The organism is Agromyces sp. P1_H4 (assembly GCF_056405255.1).
Genome location: NZ_JBFUCL010000335.1, coordinates 1 through 4,123 on the forward strand (window position 1 = coordinate 1; position 4,123 = coordinate 4,123).

A 4,123-nucleotide genomic window follows, 5' to 3' on the forward strand; every position below is an offset into this window, starting at 1 on the left:
GGCGCTCGCGCCGCTCGGCGTTGCCGTCCTGCTCGATCGGCCTGCGGTAGCGCTCGTCGAACGCGCGGCGCGACGGGAACAGGCCGGGCGCCACGATCCGCAGGATCGCCCAGAGCTCGCCGAGGTTGTTCTCGATGGGCGTGCCGGTCACGGCCAGGCGGAACGGTGCACGGATGCCGCGTGCCGCCTCGTGCACCTTCGTCGCCGCGTTCTTCACGAACTGCGCCTCGTCGAGCACCAGCCCGCCCCATTCCMCCGCGGCGAATGCCGCGGCCTCCAGGCGGAGCACGGCGTAGGTCGTGACGACGAGGTCGGCCGACGCGGCGGCATCCGCGATGCGACCGCGCCGCTTCGCCTCGGTCGCCGTGACGCTCGCGACCCGGAGGCCGGGCGTGAACCGCTCGGCCTCGCGCACCCAGTTCGAGGCGACGGAGGTAGGCGCCACCACGAGGAACGGGAGCCGGCCGTCTGGCTGCTCGACGGCGTGGGCGATGAGCGCGAGCGTCTGCGCCGTCTTGCCGAGGCCCATGTCATCGGCGAGCACTCCGCCCAGCCGGTTCGCCCAGAGGAACGCCAGCCAGCGGAATCCGGCAAGCTGGTAGGGGCGAAGCGGGAGCGCGAGGCCGTCGGGCGGGGGCAGCTCGTCGACCCGCCCGTCCTCCAGCGCGGAGACGGTGCGGCGCCAGTCGATCGCGGGCTCTGCGGCGTCGGCGAGGTCCTCGAAGTCGGCCCAGAGGCTCGTCTGGGAGCGGTGGATGCGCAGGCCGGTCTCCCACTCGGCGAGCGTGCCGGCCTCCTCGATGAGCTCACGCAGCGGCGCGAACACCGGCTGGTTGAGCATGAGGTAGCTCTTGTCGACGAGCAGGAGTCGCTTCTGCCCCTTGGCGAGCGCCCGGAACAGCGGCATGAAGGGAACCAGCTTGCCGTCGACCGTGAGCACCACGCCGAGGTCGAACCAGTCGCGCTTGAGCGACTCGACGGTGGTGACCGTGACCACGGGCTGGGCGGTGGCCTCTCGGTACTCGGGTCGTTCGCCCGTGGTGTCGATGCGCAGGGCGCTGCCGGCGGCGAGGCGTTCGAGCCGCGGCAGGCGCTCGGCGGTGAACTCGGCCGCGTCGACGCCGCGCAGCACCACGGCATCGAGCGGCACCCAGCCCAGTTCGTCGGCGACCCGGGCGAGCAGGTCGTCGTCGAGCTCGGGGTCGGCCGCGGCCGCGTCGACGGATGCCGCGACCGCCGCCGTGCGCCCGTCGGCGTGCTCCCAGTGCCACGAGAGCCGCAGCACGTCGTCGGGCTCGAAGCGCGCGTCGAGCACGAGTGCCGCGGGCGGCAACGGCGGAGGGTCGAAGCTGCCGTCACGGCTGGTGACGGTGATCGACCGGGCGAGGGCATGGAAGTGCCCGCGCAGGAACTCGGACACCTCGTCGGCGGGCACCCGCACGGTGCGAGGCTGTTCGAGCGCCGAGCGTTCGGCCGGGGCGAGGCGTCGGGCCAGGGGCGCCAGCTCGAGGAGGCCCGCATCGAGGTCGAACCGGTAGAGGCCGTGTCGCGCGATCAGACGCGCGTCGCCGACGGCTCGCACGGTGCCCGGGCCGCCGCTGCCGCCCGCGGCGAACTCCAGCCGGGGCGCGAGCTCGAGGCCGCCGCCGTCGTCGATCGCGGCGTCGAGCACGACGGATGCCGCGCCGAGCACGGCGAGCTCGGGCGTCACGTCGGAACCGACGAGCTCGATGCCGAGCCGCGCGGCCTCGTCGAGCAGGGCCCAGAGGAGCGGGCTCTCGAACTCGTCGAGGGTGATCCACTCGGAGCCGTAGGTGGCGAAGACGCTCGGCGAGGAGCCCTTCAGCATCGCGAACTGCGCGAACCAGCGCGATTGCGCCGGGTCGAACCCGCCGGCGGTCGCCTGGAAGCCGACGTTCTGCCAGGTGAGGCCCGCCTTGATCCAGGCGCCCCGTGCCCCCTGGGTGACCGGGCGCACCGCGAGTCGGTCCACCGACCCGGCCCGCCGGGCGGGCTCGTCACGTGGACCCTGCCATTCGCCGGGACGACGCGTGACCCGTCGGCGCAGCTCGAACTGCAGGGCGAGGGGACGTCGCGGTGCGGCATCGGCTGCCACGTGCCCGCCGTCATCGGATGCCTCGTGCCCGAGCCCCGGCGTGAACGGCGCGAGCTCGCGACGCCAGTCGCCCGCCGTGGCCCGCGATCCGCCACGGGGAGCGGGATCGGCGGGCATGCACCCATGCTCGCACGCGCGGCCGACACGACGACGCGGCGCCGACCGATCCGTGGATCGGGCCGACGCCGCGTCGCTGCTGTGTCAGTGCCTCAGGTCAGGCGTGACCACCGTGCGGGCTGTGGGGGCCGTGGCCGCCCTGACCGCCGTTGCCGCCCTGACCGCCGTTGCCGCCGCCGTGGCCGCCCTTCGCGGGTGCCGCCTCGAACGCCCGCTCGATCTCCTGCGAGAACGTGTTGCCCGCGGCATCCTTCGCCGTCACCTTGAGGTCGATCCACGCACCCGCGTCGGGCACCCGGAGCTCGGCGGCGTACTGCTCGAGGAACGGCCGCTCGACCGGGTAGTTGATCATCGGGCTGACGGTCGCGGCGTCGGCAGCGGCATCCGCAAGCTCGACGGGCTTCCAATCGCCGCCCGCCACGCGCATCTCGAGCGTCGCGTCGGTGAGCTCGGCCATGCCGTCGGCGCTCTCGATGTGACTCAGCTCGAGGCCCAGGTCGACCGGGGCACCGGCCTTGCGTCCGGAACCGACGGCGCCCGAGGCATCCGCATCGACGTCGTAGTAGGCCTGGATCATCGGCAGGGTCTGCTCGGTGTAGTCATCCGAGGTGCCGGTCGACTGGAAGGTCCACTCGGTCACCGTCTTCGTCGAGCCGGGGATATAGCTGCCGTCGTGGACCGCGGTGTTCAGCACGCGCCAGTCGGTGGTGCCGTCGGGGATGTCGAACACCGTCGCCGACTGCCACGGCACCGACGCCCGCAGCTCGCCGTCGACCCACACGTCGGTGGTCTGCGACCGATCGTCGCGAGGCTCGAAGACGTCGAAGGCACCCGTGTGCTGGGGGCTGCCGCCGTCGGCCCAGGAGGGCACGTTGACCTGTGCGTAGCCGCCGGTGCGCTCGGGCGCCCAGTATCCCGGCCCCACGAACGGGCGCACGATCGGGCCGTAGAAGGTCGCCTCGGAGACGGAGCCGGGCTCGTACGACCGACGCAGGTCGCGCACCTCCCAGCTGGCGGGGATCAGCATCGCACCCTGATTCCACTCCACCTGGTCGGTGTTGACCCAATCGGTGCGGGTGATGCCGCGTTCCGTGCGAAGCATGGCGCCGACCGAGTACTGCGTGACCGGGTCGAAGTCCCATCGGAACTCGCCGATGAGCTCGCCGGTCTGACCGTGGAACGTGGTGTCGACCTCGGCGAGGCCGTCCGGTCGGTAGTCGAGGTCCTCGGGGATCGAGCCGTCGACGAAGCGGAGGATGTCGAACACCTCCTCGGGAGCGGCCTCGACCGAACCTGTGATCGTGAGCTTCTTCGAACCGATGGACTTGAGGAGCTTTCGCCCTTGAACCCCGCTGATCGATGCGACCGGCAGGTCGACCTCGCTCATGTAGTCCTCACTGCCGACCCACGTGTTGAACTCGCCGTCGGCGTCGTTCACGATGAGCAGGGCCGCGGCACCCGCGGAGAGCGCGTTCGCCGCCTGCGCCGACGCCGAAACCTCGGTCGAACGGGTCACGACCGCGACCTTGCCGCGTGCCTTGGCCTTCGCGAACTCCTCGACGCTGCCGAGCCCGGCGTCGACGGCAGCCGCCTTCACGGTGGTGTCGCGCAGGATCGAGCCGGGAAGCGGGATGAGGTCGAGCGACTCCTTGCCGGCCGCGAAGTCGACCATGGGCTTCGCCAGCCGCCAGCGGCTCGTGAACGAGAAGTCCTCGGCGTTCGGCGCGGTCATCGGCTGCGCGTAGAAGCCGTCGCTCGTCACCGTGTCGATGTAGCTCGACGTGAAGGTGTCGGCCCGCAGGTCGAGGCGGTTGAACCACGGAATGAGGCCGTCGGTGCCGACGTCGACCGTCACGGGCTTCGCGGCCCGCGCGTCGAACGCCACCTGGG

2 protein-coding genes are annotated in these 4,123 nt (G+C 72.1%); both read right to left on the reverse strand.

Annotated features, from left to right (window positions below; all coding sequences use genetic code 11):
• Positions 1-2,233, reverse strand: a 2,233-nt coding sequence (locus tag AC1DY2_RS16515) for a DEAD/DEAH box helicase (RefSeq protein ID WP_476763405.1), incomplete at its 3' end; no start/stop codon positions are given.
• 97 nt (positions 2,234-2,330) lie between these two features.
• Positions 2,331-4,123 (reverse strand): PA domain-containing protein (locus tag AC1DY2_RS16520; RefSeq protein WP_476763406.1); only part of this gene is annotated, 1,793 nt, incomplete at its 5' end.